This is a genomic window from Streptomyces sp. NPDC016677, from assembly GCF_055562815.1.
In genome coordinates this window covers 1-1,131 of record NZ_JBVHEO010000051.1, presented here as the reverse complement: position 1 = coordinate 1,131, position 1,131 = coordinate 1, and the positions used below count along the sequence as shown (strand labels likewise).

2 protein-coding genes are annotated in these 1,131 nt (G+C 33.2%); both read left to right on the top strand.

Annotation, left to right across the window (positions count from 1 at the left end; all coding sequences use genetic code 11):
* Positions 1 to 175 precede the first annotated feature (175 nt).
* Positions 176 to 529: a hypothetical protein gene (locus ACZ3IG_RS36230; protein WP_467437494.1), complete on the top strand. Its 354-nt coding sequence runs from the start codon at positions 176 to 178 to the stop codon at positions 527 to 529.
* A gap of 15 nt (positions 530 to 544) precedes the next feature.
* On the top strand, positions 545 to 1,131 hold a 587-nt coding region (locus ACZ3IG_RS36225; RefSeq protein WP_467437492.1), incomplete at its 3' end, for a hypothetical protein.

The window sequence follows — 1,131 nt, the reverse complement described above, 5'->3', positions numbered from 1 at the left end:
ATAAAGGTAATGAAAATTTACTTGGCTCTTTCCCTAATATTGCAGGGGTTGCTTCAGGTTTATTAAATTTATTCAGTTAAAGTATAAGGAGTATACAACAGAATAGCTGGACTTCTTCTTAATTAGAAAGGATTACAAATAAATGCTAAGAGATCTTCCTTTTACTCTGTGGTTAATGCTTATGGGGATATTATTAATAATTGTAACAGGCATTTATTACCAAACTAACTTTAAGCAAGACTCAATTGTGCTGAGTCTAACGGAAACGATAAGAACAACTGCTATCCATAATGCAGATAATAGTTCGCGAATTAAGCCTGGAGAACTTTATATTTCTATCCAGGAATTTGAAAAGGACTTTGAAGAGAGAATGTCTGTAAATAATAATGTGAAAATTAGTGATGCGGCAACCTATAAATTTGAGTATTTAAAAAATGGAAATGGTGCCATAAAAGCTATTAAGGTACTTATTATAGATGGTACGATGAAATATCAAGCAACTGCTAAAGTAACTATTTCAGAATCATAAATAGGAGGCGATAGGTTGATAGAGAATAGGCTAAAAGTAAAAACCCCGTGGATAAAGCCAGAAATTCTAAAAAATATACAAGAATCATTAATTCAATCCCATGCAGAACTAATTGTAAGAGGACTCTTAGATCCTGCTGCAAGGGATGAATTAAAACAAGTTGTTATGAAGGAACATCCATATGAGGTAAGAGGAAATGAAGATATTGTAGAATATATCGTCCAAGAAACGGTCGGTACAGGAATTATTGAAGAAATTATAAGAGACGAGACTGTTACGGATATTGGCTATAATGGTACAGATTTAATTATTGAAACGAATGATAAAAAAATGAAGTATACAGGGAACCGGGAGATAACAGAAGAGTATATCATTAGGATTATACAAAAATTCGCAAATGCAAATGGGAAAGACTTCACCCCTAAAAATCCAATTTTAGATGGTAAATTCGGCAATATACGTATTAATGCGGTACATGGCCAAATTAGTACAGCAGGAACTACAATGAGCCTTAGAGTAGTTCGTCCCCAACTAGCTTTAAGGGAAGATAACTTTGTTGATTTTGCTCCAGAATTTATGTATGCGGTCTTTGAAAGTGTTAT

Bases quoted from the DNA above. Each gene is read 5' to 3' on its own strand.
- ACZ3IG_RS36230 (WP_467437494.1), top strand. From the start codon at position 176: ATGCTTATGGGGATATTATTAATAATTGTAACAGGCATTTATTACCAA.